14 protein-coding genes and 1 other RNA gene are annotated in these 19,815 nt (G+C 61.4%); 3 read left to right on the top strand and 12 right to left on the bottom strand.

What is annotated here, in order from left to right; translation table 11 throughout:
* Positions 1 to 7 precede the first annotated feature (7 nt).
* Both fnr and D8U61_RS13530 read left to right on the top strand, forming a co-directional pair.
* The gene (gene fnr, locus D8U61_RS13525; RefSeq protein ID WP_016773865.1) at positions 8 to 742 is read left to right on the top strand and encodes a fumarate/nitrate reduction transcriptional regulator Fnr; all 735 of its coding nucleotides are present in this window, start codon (positions 8 to 10) and stop codon (positions 740 to 742) included.
* Between the two features lie 75 nt (positions 743 to 817).
* Positions 818 to 1,366 (top strand): adenine phosphoribosyltransferase, encoded by a 549-nt coding sequence (locus tag D8U61_RS13530; RefSeq protein ID WP_024012326.1) that lies wholly within the window; start codon positions 818 to 820, stop codon positions 1,364 to 1,366.
* A gap of 152 nt (positions 1,367 to 1,518) precedes the next feature.
* On the opposite strand, the gene D8U61_RS13535 is transcribed toward D8U61_RS13530, so the two are convergent.
* From D8U61_RS13535 to dnaX, 5 genes are all read right to left on the bottom strand, one after another.
* Positions 1,519 to 2,667, bottom strand: a complete 1,149-nt coding sequence (locus D8U61_RS13535; RefSeq protein WP_130927102.1) for an acyl-CoA dehydrogenase family protein — start codon at positions 2,665 to 2,667, stop codon at positions 1,519 to 1,521.
* A gap of 192 nt (positions 2,668 to 2,859) precedes the next feature.
* Positions 2,860 to 3,462, bottom strand: coding sequence for a recombination mediator RecR (gene recR, locus D8U61_RS13540; RefSeq protein WP_016773861.1), 603 nt, complete (start codon positions 3,460 to 3,462; stop codon positions 2,860 to 2,862).
* Positions 3,463 to 3,528: 66 nt separating this feature from the next.
* Positions 3,529 to 4,563: an NADP-dependent oxidoreductase gene (locus D8U61_RS13545; RefSeq protein ID WP_024012324.1), complete on the bottom strand. Its 1,035-nt coding sequence runs from the start codon at positions 4,561 to 4,563 to the stop codon at positions 3,529 to 3,531.
* Positions 4,564 to 4,825: 262 nt separating this feature from the next.
* A complete protein-coding gene (locus tag D8U61_RS13555) occupies positions 4,826 to 5,164 on the bottom strand; it encodes a YbaB/EbfC family nucleoid-associated protein (protein WP_130927103.1) in 339 nt (112 codons plus the stop codon).
* A gap of 65 nt (positions 5,165 to 5,229) precedes the next feature.
* Positions 5,230 to 7,314: a DNA polymerase III subunit gamma/tau gene (gene dnaX, locus D8U61_RS13560; protein ID WP_130927104.1), complete on the bottom strand. Its 2,085-nt coding sequence runs from the start codon at positions 7,312 to 7,314 to the stop codon at positions 5,230 to 5,232.
* A 145-nt stretch (positions 7,315 to 7,459) separates the two neighbouring features.
* Here dnaX and D8U61_RS13565 point away from each other — a divergent pair, with 145 nt between their 5' ends.
* On the top strand, positions 7,460 to 8,209 hold the full coding sequence (locus tag D8U61_RS13565) for a transporter substrate-binding domain-containing protein (protein ID WP_130927105.1): 750 nt from the start codon (positions 7,460 to 7,462) through the stop codon (positions 8,207 to 8,209).
* A 107-nt stretch (positions 8,210 to 8,316) separates the two neighbouring features.
* Here D8U61_RS13565 and D8U61_RS13570 read toward each other — a convergent pair whose 3' ends face one another.
* From D8U61_RS13570 to smc, 7 genes are all read right to left on the bottom strand, one after another.
* Positions 8,317 to 10,284 carry a hypothetical protein gene (locus tag D8U61_RS13570; protein ID WP_130927106.1) on the bottom strand — a complete coding sequence of 656 codons (1,968 nt, stop codon included), beginning with the start codon at positions 10,282 to 10,284 and terminating at the stop codon, positions 8,317 to 8,319.
* 36 nt (positions 10,285 to 10,320) lie between these two features.
* Positions 10,321 to 10,809: a hypothetical protein gene (locus D8U61_RS27805; RefSeq protein WP_177433332.1), complete on the bottom strand. Its 489-nt coding sequence runs from the start codon at positions 10,807 to 10,809 to the stop codon at positions 10,321 to 10,323.
* A 205-nt stretch (positions 10,810 to 11,014) separates the two neighbouring features.
* Positions 11,015 to 11,111: signal recognition particle sRNA small type (gene ffs / locus D8U61_RS13580), an RNA gene on the bottom strand.
* A gap of 131 nt (positions 11,112 to 11,242) precedes the next feature.
* Entirely contained in the window at positions 11,243 to 12,406 is a 1,164-nt protein-coding gene (locus D8U61_RS13585) for a putative zinc-binding metallopeptidase (protein WP_073473998.1), read from the bottom strand.
* Positions 12,407 to 12,681: 275 nt separating this feature from the next.
* Positions 12,682 to 15,039, bottom strand: coding sequence for an NAD-dependent DNA ligase LigA (gene ligA, locus D8U61_RS13590; protein ID WP_130927107.1), 2,358 nt, complete (start codon positions 15,037 to 15,039; stop codon positions 12,682 to 12,684).
* A gap of 162 nt (positions 15,040 to 15,201) precedes the next feature.
* Entirely contained in the window at positions 15,202 to 16,065 is an 864-nt protein-coding gene (zipA, locus tag D8U61_RS13595; RefSeq protein ID WP_016773851.1) for a cell division protein ZipA, read from the bottom strand.
* 259 nt (positions 16,066 to 16,324) lie between these two features.
* Positions 16,325 to 19,813: a chromosome segregation protein SMC gene (smc, locus tag D8U61_RS13600; protein ID WP_130887690.1), complete on the bottom strand. Its 3,489-nt coding sequence runs from the start codon at positions 19,811 to 19,813 to the stop codon at positions 16,325 to 16,327.
* Positions 19,814 to 19,815: the final 2 nt, after the last annotated feature.

The following is a 19,815-nucleotide window of genomic DNA, read 5'->3' on the forward strand; positions in this document are numbered from 1 at the left end:
TGAAGAAATGTCCGAGCCAGTCAAACTGCGCGCTCACAACCAGGCCCACTGCAAGGATTGCAGCCTGGCCCCGCTCTGCCTGCCACTTTCTCTGAATCTGGAAGACATGGATGCGCTCGACGAAATCGTTAAACGCGGCCGCCCGCTGAAGAAGGGCGAATTCCTGTTCCGCCAGGGCGACACCTTTGATTCCGTTTATGCAGTCCGCTCCGGCGCCCTGAAGACCTTCAGCCTGAGCGATGCCGGCGAAGAACAGCTGACCGGCTTCCACCTGCCGAGCGAACTGGTTGGCCTGTCGGGCATGGACACCGAAAAACACCCGGTCTCGGCCCAGGCGCTGGAAACCACTTCGGTCTGCGAAATTCCCTTCGAACGCCTCGACGAACTCGCGCTGCAATTACCACAACTGCGCCGCCAGTTGATGCGGGTGATGAGCCGCGAGATTCGCGACGATCAGCAAATGATGCTGCTGCTGTCGAAGAAGACCGCCGACGAGCGCATCGCTACTTTTCTGGTCAACCTGTCGGCACGTTTCCGTGCTCGCGGCTTCTCGGCCAACCAGTTCCGGCTGAGCATGTCGCGCAATGAAATCGGCAATTACCTGGGCCTGGCGGTGGAAACCGTGTCGCGGGTGTTCACCCGTTTCCAGCAGAACGAGCTGATTGCCGCCGAGGGCAAGGAGATCCACATCCTCGACCCGATCCAGTTGTGCGCGCTGGCTGGCGGGTCGATCGAAGGCTGATCACGACCCGCGGTTGAGCGAATCGTTTCAGCCGCGGGTATACTGCGCCGTTTGCAGCCCTGCCAGGACACCCCGATGGTCTTCGACTCCTTCGACATCAAATCCCTGATCCGCCCCGTGATCGACTTTCCGAAACCGGGCGTGATCTTTCGCGACATCACCCCGCTGTTCCAGTCGCCGACGGCCCTGCGCCTGGTGATGGACAGCTTCGCCCACCGCTATGTCGAAGCCGACTTCACCCACATCGGCGCCATGGATGCCCGTGGTTTTCTGATCGGTTCGGTACTGGCCTATCAGTTGAACAAGCCGCTGGTGCTGTTCCGCAAGCAAGGCAAACTGCCGGCGGACGTGCTCGCCGAAGGTTATGCGACCGAGTACGGCGAAGCGTTCCTGGAAGTGCACGCCGACAGCCTGTGTGAAGGCGATTCGGTGGTGATGTTCGATGACCTGATCGCTACCGGCGGCACGCTGATCGCAGCGGCCAACCTGATTCGCCGCATGGGCGCGCGGGTGCATGAAGCGGCGGCCATCATTGATCTGCCAGAGCTGCAAGGCTCGCAGCGCTTGCAGGATATGGGTATTCCGACGTTTTGCCTGACGCAGTTTGCTTTGACCGATAAATAATCAAGATCTAAAGATTGATCGTTCCCACGCTCCGCGTGGGAATGCCTCAAGGGACGCTCTGCGTTCCAGCTTGCGATAGGGACGCGGAGCGTCCCGGGCTGCATTCCCACGCAGAGCGTGGGAACGATCATGCATCGGACGATCTTTCGCTTTTAGAGCCCCATCTGCTTGCTGATGATTTCATTCATCACTTCCCGCGTCCCGCCGCCAATCGACAGAATGCGGTTATCCCGATACAGCCGCTCCACCAGGCCTTCACGCATGTAACCGAGCCCGCCAAGAATCTGCACGGCTTCGGTGGTGATCCGGTCCGAGGTGTCGGTGGCGAAGTTCTTCGCCATGGAAATCTCCTTGATTACGCTGTGCCCCGCCGCCATTTTCGCCGCTTGCCGGTAAGTGAACTCGCGCGACACTTCCAGCGCCGTGGCCATTTCGGCGAGACGATGTTTGATCACCTGAAATTTGCCGATGGGTTTGCCGAACGCCTCACGCTCGCGCGCCCACTTCAGGCTTTCCTCCAGCGCCAATTGCGCCGTCATGTTGGCCATCAGCGCCAGCGCCAGCCGTTCGCTCTGGAAATTGCCCATGATGCAGGCGAAGCCCATGTTCTCTCCGCCAATGAGGTTTCCTACAGGCACGCGGCAATCGTCAAAGAACAATTCAGCGGTGTCCGACGCCCACCAGCCCATTTTCTTCAATTGCCGACCGACACTGAAACCCGGCGTGCCCTTCTCGATCAGCAACAGGCTGATACCGCCGAACCCCGGCGCACCGGTACGCACCGCGACGGTGTAGAAATCCGCGCGCACACCGCTGGTGATGAAAGTTTTGCTGCCACTGACCCGGTAGCAGTCACCGTCACGCACGGCGCGGGTTTGCAAGTTGGCGACGTCGGAGCCGCCGCCGGGCTCGGTCACCGCCAGCGCGCTGATTTTCTCGCCGCTGAGCACCAGCGGTACCACCCGCTCGCGAACTTCAGGCCGCGCCCATTTGACGATCGGCGGCAGGCCGATATCCAGCGAACCCAACCCCGCCACCAGGCCACCAGAGCCACAGCGCATCAGCTCTTCACTGGCGGCGACCTTGGCAAACAGATCGCCTTCATGGCTGCCGCCAAGCGCTTCGGGATAGCCGATACCGAGAATGCCCGCCGCACCGGCCTTGAGGTACAACTCACGGGGAAAGCTTTCGGCTTCTTCCCACTGATCGATGTCCGGCAGGATCTCGCGTTCGACGAAACGTCTGACGCTGTCGCGGACCAATTGATGGCTGGGGTCGAAGTATTCCTGAAAGGCAGGCATGGGCGAGCTCCACGGAAGGGTTCGCCGACGTTAACCGAGCGCTTGCTTGGTTATCAATGAAATTGTGTGAATCAGATGGACCGCGGCGCGCCATTCGCGAGCAGGCTCGCTCCCACAGGGGATTTGTGAACGACACACAACCAATGTGGGAGCGAGCTTGCTCGCGAAGGCGTCAGTTCAGACGCCGCAAATTCAGAGGGAAATCGGTTTACGCCCGGCAAACGAATGCGCCAGCGTGCCGCCGTCGACCAGCTCCAGCTCACCGCCCAGCGGCACGCCGTGAGCAATCCGCGAGGCGACCAGGCCTTTGTTGTTGAGCAACTGCGCGATGTAGTGCGCCGTCGCCTCGCCTTCCACTGTCGGGTTGGTGGCGAGGATGACTTCGGTAAAGGTCCCCGCCTCTTCTATCCGCGCCATCAGTTGCGGAATGCCGATCGCTTCCGGCCCCAGGCCATCCAGCGGCGACAAGTGCCCCTTGAGCACGAAATAGCGGCCACGGAAGCCGGTCTGCTCCACCGCATAAACGTCCATCGGCCCTTCGACTACGCACAGCAGCGTGTCATCGCGGCGCGGGTCGGCGCATTGCGGGCACAGATCGTCTTCGGTCAGCGTGCGGCATTGGCGGCAGTGGCCGACGCCTTCCATGGCCTGGCTCAAGGCCTGGGCCAGACGGGTGCCGCCGCTGCGATCACGTTCGAGCAACTGCAACGCCATGCGCTGAGCGGTTTTCTGACCCACGCCTGGCAAGGTGCGCAGAGCGTCGATCAGTTGGCGAATCAAGGGGCTGAAGCTCATGGGTAAACAGTCCGACTAAACAACGAGACGCGGTTTATACCCGCGCCTCTGGCCAGCGTCAAATCCTCAGTCCTGGGCGACCCGGACCACCAGTTTGCCGAAGTTGCGCCCTTCCAGCAGACCGATGAACGCCTCGGGCGCCTGCTCCAGGCCTTCGACCACGTCCTCGCGGAATTTCACCTTGCCGTCGCGTACCCACGGCACCATGTGGCTGATGAATTCCGGCTGACGATCACCGTAATCGTCGAAGACGATGAAGCCCTGAATACGCACACGCTTGGTGAGCAATGTGCGTTGCAGCATCGGCAGGCGATCCGGGCCGGTCGGCGCTTCGGCGGCGTTGTAGCCGGCGATCAGGCCGCACAACGGAATGCGCGCCTTGGGATTGAGCAACGGCAAGACTGCGTCGAAGACATGGCCGCCGACGTTCTCATAATAAATGTCGATGCCGTTGGGACAGGCCTTGGCCAATTGCTCGGCGAAGTCGTCGGCCTTGTGGTCGATGCAGGCATCAAAACCCAGCTCCTCAACGACGTATTTGCACTTCTCGGCCCCACCGGCCACACCGACCGCGCGCAGACCTTTGATCTTCGCCACTTGCCCGACCACCGAGCCGACGGCGCCGGACGCCGCAGCCACCACCAGGGTTTCGCCTTCTTTCGGCTGGCCGATGTCCATCAGGCCCATGTACGCGGTCATGCCCGGCATGCCCAGGACGCCGAGGGCCATCGACGGGCTCGGCAGGCCGGCCGGGATCGGCATGATGTTGCGACCGTCGCTGATGCTGTGGCTCTGCCAACCGGTGGCGCCAACCACCAGATCACCGGTGTGGAATTTCGGGTGATTGGACTGCTCGACCCGGCTGACCGCGCCGCCAGTCATGACTTCGCCGATTTGCACTGGCGCAGCGTAGGACGGTGCGTCGCTCATACGTCCGCGCATGTACGGGTCGAGCGACAGGTACAGGGTTTTCAACAGCACCTGACCGTCCTGCAGATCCGGCAGCGCCTCGCGCTCGAGACGAAAGTTCTCCGGGGTCGGCGCGCCGGTCGGGCGCGAGGCGAGGACGAAGCGTTGATTGAGGGTGAGAGGGTCGGACATGTCAGCGTCTCCTGTGAATGGGGAATTCGGTGTATAGGGAGCAGACCTTGGTAGCGGTGGTGTGTTCGATGTTTCTTCAGTTTTGCCGAGGTGACTTCATTCGCGAGCAGGCTCGCTCCCACAGGGGAATGCATTCCAAATGTGGGAGCGAGCCTGCTCGCGAAGGCGTCAGTCCAGCCGGCATATGTCCATCAGGCAGAAACAAAAATGCCAGGCACAATGCCTGGCATTTTGTGTAGCTCATCTGCCGCCCAAAGGCGAATCAGAATGGCAGTTTCATACCCGCTGGCAGGCTCATGCCGGCGGTCATGCTGCCCATTTTTTCCTGGCTGTTGGCTTCGATCTTGCGCACGGCGTCGTTGACGGCGGCAGCGACCACGGCTTCCAGCATCTCTTTGTCGTCTTCGCTCAGGCCTTCGACCAGGCTTGGGTCGATGCTCACGCTTTTGACGTCGTGACGACCGGTCATCACCACGGTGACCATGTCGCCGCCGGCCTTGCCGGTGACTTCGGCGTTGGCCAGTTCTTCCTGCATCTTGGCCATTTTTTCCTGCATCTGCTGCGCCTGCTTCATCAGGCCGGCCATGCCACCTTTCATCATGGGAATCACCTCAAACGTACTTGGAAAAACAGCGCCCGGCCATCTTGGCCGAGCACCTTCAGTTATTAGCCTTGGGTGACCAAGGCGTCGACAGGTTCAATAGTATCGCTTCGCACCACCGCGCCGAACTGCTGAACCATCTGCTGGATGAACGGATCACCGTGGATCGATTCCTCCGCCTCACGCTGACGATTGGCGCGGCGGCGCGAGGCGGCCTGGGCCGGGGTTTCCTGCTCAGGCTTGATCAGCTCGATGGTCAGGGTCAGCGTGCGCCCGTGGAACTGGTTCAACGCGTCGTTGAGACGACGCTGTTGCGTGGCGTTGAACAGGGCGCTGTGGGCCGGGTCAAGGTGCATCAGCCAGTGGTCGCCGTCGACCGCAATCAATGTGCAGTTGGCGGCGATGCTGCCGGTCATGCCGGAAATCGGCAGCTTCGGGAACAGCTCCAGCCATTGCAGGGCCAGGCCGGTGGCCGGCGCGGCGGCAGGTTCCGGCTCGGGTTCAGGCTCAGGATCGGCGGCGTGTTCGCTGGCCAGTTCGTCGAGGTAGCTGTAGGCCGAATCCATGTCCGGCTCGATGTAGTCTTCATCCAGCGGCGGTTCGTCGTCCATGTCCATGCCCGGCGTAGCGGCATCGACGTCGGCGACGGACGGCTCGGGAATTGGCGCAGCGGCCCACTCTGGCGCATCCGGCACCACGCTGTCCGGGGTCGGCAGCGGCATCGGCGGCAGCTCGGGCTGCTCGCCAGCGGTTTCCAATACCGGCTCGACGGCGGGTTGTTGAACGGGCGCAGGCTCGGCCTCGGCTTCCACCGGGTCGTTCCACGGCAGATCGACCACGGCTTCGATCGCGACTGGCTCAGGCTCCGGTTGTGCTTCGACAACCGGCGCCACAGGTTCTGGCTCGGCAACCGGCGCCGCTACCGGTGCGGGCGCAGGTGTGGGCGCAACAGCCGCAGCGACCACCGGCGCAGGCTTCGGCGCGGCAGCCACTGAGTTTGCGGAATCAACTGTGGCCTGGCTGATCCCCACTGGCTTTAGCGGTTGCCTCGGTGCATCCGCCGTATCCGCCGGGCGGAACGCGAGCATTCGCAGCAAGACCATTTCGAAACCGCCGCGCGGGTCCGGCGCCAGCGGCAAATCGCGGCGACCAATCAGGCCCATCTGGTAATAGAACTGCACATCTTCGGCCGGCAACGCCTGGGCCAGAGCCAATACGCGATCACGGTCGCCGTGGCCATTGTCGACCCCTTCCGGCAACGCCTGAGCGATGGCCACGCGGTGCAGCACGTTAAGAATTTCCGAGAGCACGCCGTTCCAGTCCGGGCCTTGCTCGGCCAAGTGACGCACGGCTTCGAGCAGCGCCTTGGCATCGCCTTCGATCAGCGCATGCAGCACGTCATAGACCTGACCGTGATCCAGCGTGCCGAGCATCGCGCGCACGTCGGTAGCGAGCACTTTGCCTTCACCGAACGCGATGGCCTGATCGGTCAGGCTCATGGCGTCACGCATCGAGCCGTCAGCAGCGCGACCAAGCAGCCACAGTGCGTCGTCTTCGAACGGTACGTTTTCTGCGGTCAGCACGTGGGTCAAATGCTCGACCACACGCTCAGGCGTCATGTTCTTCAGCGAGAACTGCAGGCAACGCGAAAGAATCGTTGCCGGAAGTTTCTGCGGATCGGTGGTCGCCAGGATGAACTTGACGTAGGGCGGCGGCTCTTCGAGGGTTTTCAACAGCGCATTGAAGGAATGGCTGGAAAGCATGTGCACTTCGTCGATCAGGTAGACCTTGAAGCGCCCACGACTTGGCGCGTACTGCACGTTATCGAGCAGTTCGCGGGTGTCTTCGACCTTGGTGCGGCTGGCGGCGTCGATCTCGATCAGGTCGACAAAACGCCCCTCATCGATCTCGCGGCACACCGAGCACTCGCCGCAGGGACTGGAGGTGATACCTGTCTCGCAGTTCAGGCACTTGGCAATGATCCGCGCGATGGTGGTCTTGCCGACACCGCGCGTCCCGGTGAACAGGTAGGCGTGGTGCAGCCGTTGGCTGTCCAAGGCATTGATCAGAGCCTTGAGCACATGGGTCTGGCCGACCATTTCGCGGAACGAGCGTGGACGCCATTTACGTGCAAGAACCTGATAACTCATCGAAAACCGTCGCAGCGAAGGAAGCAGAAGCGGCTAATGCTAGCGGAGCAAGGGCAAAATTGCATCCGGTGTCCTCGTCTAATATGGCTAAGCTGCATCAGCAGAGGCTTTTATCAGCTCGGGATGGGGAATTACCGGAGCGTCTATGCGGTGGGCCGTGGCGGCATTGCTGGGTATCAGCCTCAACGCGATGGCAGCGCAAGCGCCGTTGCGCTTCGCCGTGCCGGACAGTTGGGCGATGCCGATGGTGCAACTGCAAGGCGGCAGACCGACCCAGGGGATCCTGCATGACGTCCTGCTCAGCCTGGCGACCCAGGTCGGCGCGCCAGCGCAATTCGTCGTCCTGCCGCGCGCGCGGGTACAGAGCGCCATGGAACACGGCGACATCGACGTGCGCTGCTATGCCGCACAGTCGTGGCTGCCGAATCAGTCCGGCGATTACATCTGGAGCGTGCCGTTGTGGTTTCAGCGCGACCTGCTGACCAGCCGCAAGGAACAACCGGCGCAGATCAATCCCGCCCAGCTACCGCGCCAGGCCATCGGCACCGTTCTCGGCTACAGCTACCCTACCCTGCAACCGCTGTTCGACGCCGACCAGTTGCAACGCGAAGACGCGCGCAATCAGGAACAGGTACTGGAAAAGCTCCTCGCCGGGCGATATCGCTATGCGGTGAGCAATCAGTGGACGCTGGACTGGATCAATCAGCGCCTGTTGCCGGAGCAGCAGCTGCAAGGGGTCGCGGTGCTGCAGGAACAGAATATCGGCTGCTATGTGAGGAACGACCCGAACGTGCCGGTGCAGCGGATCCTGCGCACGTTGCTGCGGATGAAAATGTCCGGCGAGATCGACGACATAATCCGGTTGTACACCGGCGCCTCTTCAACCACACCCTAACCGCCTGTGGGAGCGAGCCTGCTCGCGAAAGCGGTATGTCAGGCGACACAGTTGTTGAACACGCCGACGTTTTCGCGAGCAGGCTCGCTCCCACAGGGTTGGCCGGGTCAATAACCGTGCGATTCGCGGAATTTCGGCTCGCGGCTGTGGTGATAATCGATCCATTCCACCACGTCATAAGGCAGATAGAGCTGCTGCCGGGCACGGGACACGGCGATGTACACGGCGCAGATGCGCTGATCGAACTCGTAGGCATCCTTGAATTTCTCGTTACTGAGCAACGTCCGGGTCAACAGCACGCGCTTGAACTCCATGCCGCCAGCCCGCTCGGCCATCATCAACAGGCAGGCTTTGCCCGGCTCGATGATCTTTTGGCTCAGTCGCGTCAGGTCGGCAATCATGAAGCCGTTCTGCAGTTGCGCTTCGATCCACAAAAACGCCTCGTCGAAACGGTTGGCCTCACGCACCATCTGCCAATCAGCCATGTCGCTGAAATACGGGTGCGGTCCTTTCTCGCTGGACCCGGCATGGTAGAAATCGCGCCGGAACAGCTCGATGGCGGTGGTCATGAAATGCTTGATGTCGTCCTGCGCTTCCCGGTCGGGGAAACTGAAGGCGCAATTGCAATCGTGCAGGTGGATGGCCCACATCATCGTGTCCCACGGTGACGCGGTCAGCACCACGCAACCTTCGGGCGGCACGAAGGCTTGCGGGTAGTACTCGATATCGACGTCGGCGTGACGAGCGCCTTCGAACGGCACTTTGCTCTTGTGCGTGTGGCGCGAGATCAGCGGATTGACCAGGCGCTCGACATTGCGCCCCGAGCGCACCGAATAGCAGATATCGCTCTGACGAACTTCACGCTTGCGCTTGGGCGCCTCGCCCGTGGCCTGCTGATACTCATCGCCGAGGGTGATCAGCACCTGCTGCCCGCGCTCGATGATTTGCAGCAACGACGCCGGCACATCCTGGCTTTCGTCGATGATCACATGGGTGTAGCGCGGCGGGACGCGGCAACCGGCGAGACTGGCGCGTTTGATCATGAGCAACGTGGGAAAACCGCTCTGGCTGGCCCAGGCCGGATTGGCTTCCAGATACACCCACAGGCGACTGGAGTATTCCAGCAGCGCTTGCGAGTCTGCGCCGGTCAAGGGCTGCTGAAAATGCGGCAGGTGCCTGGCGGACAGCGTGTGATCTCTTGAGGCGCAGTACAGCTTGAGCACGCGCAGACAAACCTCGAGGGTGCCCGGCCCGTCGTGGTGGCGAAAGCCGAAGATATTCAGTTCCTGCGCCAGCGCCTGTTTGCTCGGGAGACGCGTCGGCGTCCTGGCCATAGGCAACCGGGGACCAAGCAGCTGAGCCTGGGCGAAATCGAAAAAGGTCTGGCCAATTTCCGTGTCGTGGACCTGAACGATGTGCTTGCGCAGCGTCGCCAGTTTCGCCGGGGTGCGCGCCAGTACCAGAGTGCGTTTCGAGCGCAGGCACTCGATCAGCGCGCTGAGCATGTAGCTCTTGCCGATGCCCGCATAACCCTGCACGTGCAGGTCTTCGTCGAGGTTGGCACGGAAGGTTCGCAGCAGTTTGTCCTGCGCCGCGCTTAACCAGTGTTCACGCTCGCGTGGCGTGACCATTTGCTGGCGAAACGGGTTGTTCTGTTGCTGATGGCGGATCTTGTAGTCCACATCCCACTGCCCGCCGGGCAACAGAAATGCCTGCGCGGCGACTTCATCGGCCATGAGAAAGCGCAGGTTCAGGCCTTTGAGCGCATTGAGGCCGAAATACAATTTGCGCGAATCGAACAGACGCCGCGCCTCTGCAAGCAGTCCCGCCGATCCGCTGCGCCGAGAGGTGACAGACCAGTCAATGAGTCTGGCGAGGATCTTCTCCGCTGCGCTGGCGCTCAAATCCTGTTCCGTGGCCTGGGCGAGGTTCTGGATGACCAGCACCGCCGCCAGTTCCGGGTCGCTCAGGCTGGCCAGTGTCGCGTCACCCTCGGGCTGCAACAGCGCCGTACACGCATCATGGGTGATGGGCAGAAATACCGGGGTGGCCAAATCAAAATGTTCCGGGTGCATACAACCTCGCCGCCTGGGCTTTAATACAACACCAGATCAGTCCTGGTCATTCTCGTCGTGCATTTCATGGGACTGCGGCAAGTTTCTCTCACGGCTGGCCTCGGGGCCGATCCGCAGTTCGAAGGAGTAGCCGCCGAGCGTGCCGGACATGCCGCGTCGTTCAGTGCCGCTGGCCACCGCCGCTGCATCGATCTGCGCCTGCACTTCGTAGAGCGCCATTTCCAGCAGTTTGCGCAGGTGTTCAGGGTTTTGCGCGCTGGCGTGCAGTTGCAGGTCGTACTGGCCGGCCACCGATTCAGTGATGACGGGCTGGTCCTGCACCGCGAGCGGCTGCGCAGTTTCTTCAGCCGCGTTGAACACGGTCGAAGCCGCCAGAATCGCAGCGTGTTCTTCATCCATCAGGTCAAGTACTCGCGACAGCTCCAGCGTGCGTTCGGGCTGATCCTGCATCTGCGCTTTGACTTCCAGACGCCGCATCTGCCATTCGCGCAGTTTTTCACGAGTCAGATCGTCGATTTCACCCACTTGCCTTACCTCTCAATGCCAGGCGAGGGAGTATGCCACTGTTCGCCTTCAACAGCCGCACGGGTACCGGGGCGCTGCGCGGCTGAGCCGCGCGTTTCTGATGGCGGATCAACGCCACTAGCCAAATCGCAGGCATAAAAAAACCGCAGTGGGCGAAACCCATGCAGTTCTCTTTGAATTCTCGGTAGGTTCGTTAAGGTGGTGCCCCCACCAGCCACACCCCGGCACACAATGTTCCCGCTGTGGCTGCTTCCTTCCGGATCTGACCAGGTTCACGGGTAATCGTTGCGGGGGGACCGATGGGGTCACCATAACGACGCTTGCCTGTCGGCGAGCCGCGCCATTGTACCTGTCTGAGATGAACTTACAACCGTTGGTTGCAGATAAAAAACCTGAACGGCTTCAAGGACATAAACATCACGGCCTGCGACACCTACAAGGCCAGCACCTCATCCGCCCTGCCGCCCGCCTGCTGGATCACCAGATGAATGAAGTGCAACTTGGCGATCGCCGCTGCCGGCAGTACGAACGGATAGAAATCCGGCTGGCCCATGCTGCGCGACAGTTCGTTGAGCATGCCCGCCAGTTCGATCCACGCATTGACGAACGACAGGAATGCCGTGCCGCCGGGGTGCTCCGGGTCGTACAGGGTGCTAGTCGGAAACGGCTGATAGTCGAAGTCCATTTCCCGCGCGCTCATGCCGAAGCCCAGCGCCGTGTCGACCGCATCCATCATGTGCAGGTAATGCGCCCAGGTTTCCGCCCAGTCTTCCCATGGGTGCATGGTCGCGTAGGCACTGACGTAGTGCTGCGGCCAGTCCAGCGGTGCGCCTTGCTGGTAATGCCGGTCCAGCGCCTCGGCGTAACTGGCGCGCTCGTCGCCGAACAGATTGCGGAACGCGTCCAGCCAAGGGCCGTTGGCGATGAGGCGATCCCAGTAGTAGTGGCCGACCTCATGACGAAAATGCCCGAGCAGCGTGCGGTAAGGTTCGTGCATCGCCGCCCTGACCTGCTCACGGTGAGCGTCGTCGGCCTCTTTGATATCGAGGGTGATCAGGCCATTGGCGTGGCCGGTCATCGGCGCGTTGCCTTCCAGGTCGACACCGATGAAGTCGAACGCCAGCCCGGTTTCTTCATCGGTGGTTTTCGGGATGACCGGCAGGCCGAGGGTGATCAGTTGCGCGACCAGTCGACGCTTGGCGATTTCGACCTTGCGCCAGCGTTCGGGATTTTCCGCGACGGACAGGTCGGGAATGGTGCGGTTGAGGCTGCAAGCGATGCACAAGGTGTCGTGATCGTTGGCCGGCAGCAGCCAGTTGCACGCGGCGGGCATGTCGAGGTTGGCGCAGCGGCGGAACAGACCGGCGTCGGGATCGGCGTCGAGCGTCCAGGTGCCCTCTTCCGGCCCCGGCTGCAGCGAGGTCAGGCGACTTTCTTCAGGTTGATAGCCGAGCAAGGCGTTACAGGCCAGGCACTGACTGTTGCGAAAGAACAGCGACTGGCCGCAACGGCACGGCCAGACTTTGCTGTTGCGCGAGGATCCGGCCACGAACGGCGCGATGATGCGGGAACTGAGCTGCTCGAAAAAACGGTGCATGGCGATCTCTCCCTGGGACTGGCCAAGACTAGATCATCCTGAAGACAACATCGTTCCAACCCATAACCGCGCAGCCGGGTGATAGCACCATTGTGGTGAGGTGATTTATCCCCGCTGGGTTGCGAAGCGACCCCCAAAACCATACAACGCGGTTAATCAGGTATACCGAGTCGTATGGTTCTGCGACGACGATGTCGCCGAACGGGGATAAATCCCCTCGCCACAGGCGTCCATCCGGACAGGGATAAATCCCCTCGCCACAGGGGTTCGTCCGGTCAGACAGGGACGCCGTGGGTTTTGAGGAAAGCGATAAACGCTTCTTCGTCCATGACCTTCACGCCCAGCTCGTTGGCCTTGGTCAGTTTCGACCCGGCACCCGGGCCTGCGACCACGCAATGGGTTTTCGCCGACACCGAACCGGCGACCTTGGCACCCAGGCTTTCCAGATGATCCTTGGCCACATCCCGGCTCATCAACTCGACCTTGCCGGTCAGCACCCAGGTTTCGCCGGACAGCGGCAGACCTTCGACGACTTTTTTCTCGCTCTGCCAATGCATGCCGAAATCGCGCAGCTGCTGCTCGGCCCGCTCGGCCAGTTGCCGATGCTCAGGCGAGGCGAAGAACTCGCGCACCGAGTTGGCCTGCTTCTCCGGCAATGCCTGGCGCATGTCCAGCCAGTCAGCGTTCATCACCGCTTCCAGCGAGCCGAAGCGATCGGCCAGCTTCTGCGCACCGCCAGGGCCGACGAAAGGAATGTGCAGTTTGTCGAGCAAGCCGCCCAGGGTGGTACTGGCGGCGAATTCGGCGCCCAACTCGCCTTGATCCTGAATCTGCAAACCATGGCCGAGCAATTCGCTGATGACCTGCTGGTTGTGCGCATCCTCAAAGAAACTGTGGATCTCGTGTGCCACTTCCAGGCCGACGTCCGGCAGGTAGGTCAGCACATGCGGCAAGGCCTGTTGCACGCGCTCCAGCGAACCCAGCGAACGCGCCAGCACCTTGGCCGTCTCTTCGCCGACATCGGGAATGCCGAGGGCGTAGATGAAACGTGCCAGGCTCGGTTGCTTGCTGTCTTCAATGGCTTTGAGAAGCTTGTTGCTCGATACCTCGGCAAAGCCTTCCAGATCGACGATGTCGTCGAACTTCAGCGCATACAGATCGGCCGGCGAGCTGACCAGTCCTTCGTCGACCAGTTGCTCGACGCTCTTGTCGCCCAAGCCTTCGATGTCCATGGCCCGACGCGAGACGAAGTGAATGATCGCCTGCTTCAATTGCGCGCCACAGGCCAGTCGGCCGACGCAGCGATACACCGCACCTTCGCTGAAGGTTTCCTTGCCCTTGCTGCGCTTGACCAGTTGCGTGCGTTCGACGTGCGAGCCGCAAACCGGGCAGCTTTGAGGAATGGCCACCGGGCGCGCGTCATCGGGGCGACGCTCGATGACTACCTGCACCACTTGCGGAATCACATCACCGGCGCGGCGAATGATCACCGTGTCGCCGATCATCAACCCCAGTCGCGCGACTTCGTCCATGTTGTGCAATGTGGCGTTGGCCACGGTGACGCCGGCGACTTTCACCGGTTTCAGACGCGCCACCGGAGTCACCGCACCGGTGCGGCCGACCTGGAATTCCACGTCGAGCAGCTCGGTGAGTTCTTCCATCGCCGGGAATTTGTGTGCGATCGCCCAGCGCGGCTCGCGGGCACGGAAGCCCAGTTCACGCTGGTCGGCAATGCTGTTGACCTTGAACACCACGCCATCGATTTCATAGGCCAGCGAGTTACGGCGCGCGCCGATGTCGCGGTAATACTCAAGACACTCGTCGATGCCCTTGGCCAGCTTCAGTTCGTGACTGATCGGCATGCCCCACTTCTGCAACTGCTTGAGGTTGCCGATGTGGGTGTCGGCGATATCGTGAGACACCTGACCGATGCCATAGCAGCAGAATTCCAGCGGACGATTGGCGGTGATCTTCGAGTCGAGCTGGCGCAGGCTGCCTGCTGCCGCGTTGCGCGGGTTGGCGAAGGTCTTGCCGCCGATTTCCAGTTGCGAAGCATTGAGGCGCTCGAAACCGGCCTTGGACATGAACACTTCACCGCGCACTTCCAGCGTCGCCGGCCAGCCTTCGCCGTGCAGCTTCAGCGGAATATTGCGCACGGTGCGCACGTTAACGCTGATGTCCTCGCCGGTGGTGCCATCGCCCCGGGTGGCGCCGCGCACCAGCAGACCATCCTGATACAGCAGGCTGACCGCCAGGCCATCGAGCTTCGGCTCGCAGCTGTATTCCACCGCCGCGCTGCCACCAAACAGATCGCCGGCCGGCACGTCGAGGCCTTCGTTGACGCGGCGATCGAACTCGCGCATGTCGGATTCTTCGAAGGCGTTGCCGAGGCTGAGCATGGGGATTTCGTGGCGCACCTGAGTGAACGCAGTCAACGCCATGCTGCCGACGCGCTGGGTCGGCGAGTCGCTGGTGATCAGTTCCGGGTTGGCCGCTTCCAGTGCCTTGAGCTCGTGGAACAAGCGGTCGTACTCGGCATCGGGAATGCTCGGCTCGTCGAGAACGTGATAGCGATAGTTGTGCTGATCCAGCTCAGCGCGCAGCTCTAGAATGCGGGTTTTGGCGGCGGTCATGGGTGTTCTCTCATAAAGCAAAAGAGCAGCCGAGGCTGCTCCAGTTTTATTCCATTATCGGCGGCGGTGCCAGAAGATCGCAGCCTCGTTGCACTCGTCAGCTCCTACAGTATTGCGTTCCTCTGTAGGAGCTGCCGAAGGCTGCGATCTTTTGATTTGGCCTTAGCGCTTCTGGGTCAGGGCGCGGCGTTCGAATTCGACGATGCGCTGACGGTAGTGCTCAATCGTCTGCGCAGTCAGTACGCTGCGCTGGTCGTCTTTCAGTTCGCCGTTCAGTTCCTGGGACAGCTTGCGGGCTGCCGCGACCATCACGTCGAAGGCCTGCTTCGGATGACGCGGGCCTGGCAGACCGAGGAAGAAGCTCACCGCCGGAGTGCTGAAGTGGTCGATGTCGTCCAGATCAAAAATGCCCGGCTTGACCGCATTGGCCATGGAAAACAGCACTTCGCCGTTGCCGGCCATGCTTTCGTGGCGGTGGAAAATGTCCATCTCGCCGAAACGCAGGCCGCTTTCGAGAATGTTCTGCAGCAGCGCCGGGCCTTTGAAGCCGGCCGGGTCGCGGCAGATCACGCTGATCACCAGGACTTCTTCGGCTTGCGGCTGATCTTTTTCCGCCACGGCCGCTGCAGGTTTGCTGTCTTCGGCGAAATCGTCATCGCGGCTGCTGAAGCTCGGGCCGCCGTCCAGATCGAGGTCGAGGTTCAAGTCGCCCTGCGCCGGACCGTTGCTGCCGCGCTTGCCACGTTTCGAACCGGATTCACGCGGCTCGCGGGCTTCGCGGTTGGGCATGCTCACCGACGGCAGATCGTGCTCGTCCAGTTGCGGCTCTTTGTGCGTGTCCAGGACGCGGGCCGGGCCCAACAGCTCGGCGCTGGTGTCCTCGTCCGGCAGATTGGACAGGCTCCGGTCGAGACGGAATTTCAGCTTTCCCTTGCCGCCGCGCATACGGCGCCAGCCATCGAAAAGAATACCGGCTATCACAATGATGCCGATGACGATCAGCCACTCGCGCAGACCGATTTCCATGTAATCCCGTGCCTCTATAAAAAATGCTGAAAAATAAGGGGTTTACACTGCGTAAACCGCTTTAAAACGTGGCGCCAACTCTATGTTCTGACAGGCGTTTTGCCCACGTATACGAAAAATTGACATTAAACTAGCACGACCAAAGACAACTTTACACCGTCTGTCTCATTTGGCTTGCGCGAATATGTCGATTGGCCATTCAGCCGGTGTCAGTAAAAAGTCCTACAGACCTCCAAAACTATTCCGACACCACACCTACTCAGGCATCCACCATCGCCATCGCCTCCTCGACATCCACCGCCACCAGTCGCGAACAGCCCGGTTCATGCATCGTCACACCCATCAACTGCTCGGCCATTTCCATGGCGATCTTGTTGTGGGTGATGTAAATGAACTGCACGGTCTGCGACATCTCTTTGACCAGGCGTGCGTAGCGTCCAACGTTAGCGTCATCCAGTGGCGCGTCAACCTCATCGAGCATGCAGAACGGCGCCGGGTTCAACTTGAAGATGGCAAAAACCAGGGCCAGTGCAGTCAGGGCTTTTTCGCCGCCGGAGAGCAAATGGATGGTGCTGTTCTTCTTCCCGGGCGGCTGCGCCATGATCGTCACCCCTGTATCGAGTAGATCTTCGCCCGTCAGTTCCAAATACGCGCGCCCGCCACCGAAAACTTTCGGGAAAAGTGCCTGCAAACCACCGTTGATCTGATCAAAGGTATCTTTGAAACGGTTGCGGGTTTCCTTATCAATTTTGCGGATGACGTTTTCCAGGGTCTCCAGCGCCTCGACCAGATCGGCGTCCTGCGCATCCAGATAACGTTTACGCTCCGATTGTTGCGTGTATTCATCGATGGCCGCGAGGTTGATCGCACCCAGGCGCTGAATCCGTGCGTTGATGCGTTCGAGTTCTTCTTCGGCTTCGCGTTCACTGGCTTGTGCGGTCAATGTGGCGAGCACGCCGTTGAGATCGTAGCCATCTTCGAGCAATTGATCCTGCAAAGCCTTGCGCCGTACGGTCAGCGCCTGCCATTCCATGCGTTGCTGTTCGAGCTGGCCGCGAATCAACTGCGATTGCTGCTCGGCCTGGGTGCGGCGTTTTTCCGCGTCGCGCAATTCACGATCGGCGTCTTCCAGGGCGATCTGCGCAGTCTTGAGTTCTTCATCGACGGTCATGCGCTTGTCGAGCAGTTCTTCGAGTTTCAGACGCAGCTCTTCCAGCGGCGCCTCGCCCTCCTCCAGATTCAGACTCAACTGTTCGCGCTTTTCAGTCAGGCGCTCGGCCTGCATTTCCAGACGTTCCAGCGCCTGGCGCGTGGAGTCGTGCTGGGCGCGCAACGAGCCGAGACGCACGGCCAGTTGATGGGCGTGATCCTTGTGCTGCCGCGCTTCCTGACGCACGCGATCAAGGCGCTCGCGCAGGCTGTCGCGCTGGGCCAGCAGCAACTCGCGCTGCTCGGTGTCGAGCGCCATGGAATCCAGCGCTTCCTGCAAATTCATGCGCGCTTCGCCGACCTGCTCGTGCTCAAGCTCGCGCTGTTCGGCGAGTTCGACCAGTTCTTCATCGAGACGGGTGCGGCGCAATGTCAGTTGCTCGGCCTTGGCCTTGCCGGCGGACAATTGTGCTTTCAGTTCGCCTTGCTGGCGCGCTTCGTCCTGCAGCAAGCGGCGCAGATGTTCGCGGCCGTTTTCCTGCTGGCGCTGTTGCGCGCGCAGGGTTTGCAGGCGGGTTTCCATGGCCTCGACCGTGGCTTCGCGCTCTTCACGCTCCAGTTGCAGGTCTTCGATTTCCTGGCCACGGGCGAGCATGCCGCTTTCCGCTTCGCTGGCGCGACGTACGCGTAAAAAGTGTCGACCGACCCAGTAGCCATCGCGACTAATCAGGCTCTGCGCGGCGCTCAACTGACCGCGCAAGGCCAGCGCCTGTTCAAGGCTGTCGACCGGTTTGACCTGGCCGAGCCACGGCGACAGATCGATCTGCGCCTCGACTTTGTCCAGCAGACTGCCGGCCACCCGCACGCCATCGCTGGCCGGGCTGAGCAGGCGCAAATCGCCTTGAGTGAAACCGGACAGATCAAAACCGCTGAAATCGTCGACCAGCACCGCTTGCAGGTCGGCGCCAAGCACGGTTTCCACCGCCAGCTCCCAACCGGCCTCGACCTTCAGGCCTTCGGCCAGACGCGGACGCTCGGCGAGATTGTGTTCCTTCAACCATTCGGCGGTGCCGGTGCCCGGATCGAGCGCGGCCTGCTGCAAGGCTTCCAGCGACGCCAAACGCCCGTTGAGCCGCTGCAGATCGCCCTGCGCCTGCTGCTGTGCGGTCAACGCTTGCTGTAATTCCTGACGCAGTTGTTCAAGCTTTTCGACTTGCGCTTCTTCGCTGGTCTGTAAATCTTCGAGGGTCGCTTCGGACTCGGCGAGCTGCTCGTTGAGCGCCATGATCGCCGCGTCTTCCGGGTCGGCGGACAGCAACGCGCGCTCTTCAGCGAGACGTTTCTGCCGGTCGGCCAGACGCTCCATGCTGCTTTCCAGCTGCTGGATTCGCGACTGTTGCACTTCAGCCTGACGGCGCGGTTCGGCAGCGGTCAGGTTGAAAGCATCCCACTGCTCCTGCCAGCCGTGCATGGTGGTTTCGGCTTCTTCGAGGGCCGCAGCGGCTTCCTCGGCGGCGGCACTGGTGACTTCCTGCTCGGGGGTGAGCATGTCCAGTTCTTCGCCGAGGGTCAGCAGCAACGTGCGGTCGTGGCCCAGGTGCGACTCGGTTTCCAGACGCGCGCGCTCGGCTTCTTTCAGATCGTCCTGCAACTGGCGCAACCGCTGCTGGCCATGCTGAATGCTCTGCTCGACCCGGGCAATGTCACCGCCGACCGAATAGAAGCGGCCCTGCACCAGATTGAAGCGCTCGGACAGGTCGTGGTGACCGTCGCGCAGGCGTTCGATGGCCGCATCAGCATTACGCTGTTCAGCGACCAACGCTTCGAAGCTGACTTCCTGGTTGCCAATGATCGACTCGCGCTGGCCGACCTGCTCGTTGAGATCCTGCCAGCGCAGCGCCGACAGTTGCGCCTTGAGCTGACGCTCTTCGGCCTTGAGTTCCTGATACTTTTTCGCCGCCTCGGCCTGACGGTGCAGACGTTCGAGCTGGCGTTCCAGCTCTTCGCGCAGGTCGGTCAGACGGGCGAGGTTCTCGTGGGTACGGCGGATGCGGTTTTCAGTCTCACGGCGACGCTCCTTGTACTTGGAGATGCCGGCGGCTTCTTCGATGAAATTGCGCAGGTCTTCGGGCTTGGATTCGATCAGCTTGGAGATCATCCCCTGTTCGATGATCGAGTAGCTGCGCGGCCCGAGGCCGGTGCCGAGGAAGATATCGGTGATGTCGCGCCGACGGCATTTGGTGCCGTTGAGGTAATAAGTGGTCTGGCTATCGCGGGTAACTTTGCGGCGGATGGAAATTTCCGCATAGGCCGCGTATTCGCCGAGCAGCGTGCCATCGGAGTTGTCGAACACCAGTTCGATGCTCGCCTGGCTCACCGGTTTGCGGCTGGTCGAACCGTTGAAGATGACGTCGGTCATCGACTCGCCACGGAGGTTCTTCGCCGAACTTTCGCCCATCACCCAGCGCACGGCGTCGATGATGTTCGACTTGCCGCAACCGTTCGGCCCGACGACCGCCGCCATGTTACTGGGGAAGTTCACCGTGGTCGGGTCGACGAAGGATTTGAACCCCGCCAGTTTGATGCACTTCAGCCGCACGC

Source organism: Pseudomonas sp. Sample_14 (assembly GCF_004307515.1).
In the GTDB taxonomy this organism is placed as follows: Bacteria; Pseudomonadota; Gammaproteobacteria; order Pseudomonadales; family Pseudomonadaceae; genus Aquipseudomonas; species Aquipseudomonas atacamensis.

Excerpts from the sequence above, each read along its gene's own strand:
- D8U61_RS13545 (WP_024012324.1), bottom strand. The coding sequence starts at position 4,563 with ATGTCCGACCCTCTCACCCTCAATCAACGCTTCGTCCTCGCCTCGCGC.
- D8U61_RS13535 (WP_130927102.1), bottom strand. The coding sequence starts at position 2,667 with ATGCCTGCCTTTCAGGAATACTTCGACCCCAGCCATCAATTGGTCCGC.
- D8U61_RS13555 (WP_130927103.1), bottom strand. The coding sequence starts at position 5,164 with ATGATGAAAGGTGGCATGGCCGGCCTGATGAAGCAGGCGCAGCAGATG.
- D8U61_RS13530 (WP_024012326.1), top strand. The coding sequence starts at position 818 with ATGGTCTTCGACTCCTTCGACATCAAATCCCTGATCCGCCCCGTGATC.
- D8U61_RS13570 (WP_130927106.1), bottom strand. The coding sequence starts at position 10,284 with ATGCACCCGGAACATTTTGATTTGGCCACCCCGGTATTTCTGCCCATC.
- ligA (WP_130927107.1), bottom strand. The coding sequence starts at position 15,039 with ATGACCGCCGCCAAAACCCGCATTCTAGAGCTGCGCGCTGAGCTGGAT.
- fnr (WP_016773865.1), top strand. The coding sequence starts at position 8 with ATGTCCGAGCCAGTCAAACTGCGCGCTCACAACCAGGCCCACTGCAAG.
- D8U61_RS13585 (WP_073473998.1), bottom strand. The coding sequence starts at position 12,406 with ATGCACCGTTTTTTCGAGCAGCTCAGTTCCCGCATCATCGCGCCGTTC.
- zipA (WP_016773851.1), bottom strand. The coding sequence starts at position 16,065 with ATGGAAATCGGTCTGCGCGAGTGGCTGATCGTCATCGGCATCATTGTG.
- dnaX (WP_130927104.1), bottom strand. The coding sequence starts at position 7,314 with ATGAGTTATCAGGTTCTTGCACGTAAATGGCGTCCACGCTCGTTCCGC.
- recR (WP_016773861.1), bottom strand. The coding sequence starts at position 3,462 with ATGAGCTTCAGCCCCTTGATTCGCCAACTGATCGACGCTCTGCGCACC.
- D8U61_RS13565 (WP_130927105.1), top strand. The coding sequence starts at position 7,460 with ATGCGGTGGGCCGTGGCGGCATTGCTGGGTATCAGCCTCAACGCGATG.